This window comes from Bartonella sp. AA83SXKL (assembly GCF_042196965.1).
In the GTDB taxonomy this organism is placed as follows: Bacteria; Pseudomonadota; Alphaproteobacteria; order Rhizobiales; family Rhizobiaceae; genus Bartonella.
Genome location: NZ_JBHIRG010000288.1, coordinates 1 through 278, shown reverse-complemented (window position 1 = coordinate 278; position 278 = coordinate 1). Strand labels below are relative to the sequence as shown.

Here is a 278-nt window from a genome sequence, read left to right as displayed (position 1 = left end):
CAATTGTGCATCACTCTCTGCTCCACCCTCAAATGGAACACCCTCAAGTTTACCAATATAGTCTATCGTAACACGATCACCTTCCTCAGAAGGACCATCTTTTAAAGAATAGTTACACGCAGAGGAAAGTACACGCTTTACTTGATCATCAATCTCTTGTTCAGGAATAACCGCAATTTCACGGATAATTTCAATATGTTCAAAGTCCTTAATTTCAAATTTTGGCAAAACTTCATATTTTAAACTAAAAATAAAATCGGCTTTGCCATCTAGAATCT

General features: G+C 36.0%; 1 protein-coding gene. It reads right to left on the bottom strand.

The window, feature by feature from the left end:
• Window positions 1-278, bottom strand: a 278-nt coding sequence (locus ACFINO_RS11175) for a trigger factor (protein ID WP_375655916.1), incomplete at both ends; no start/stop codon positions are given.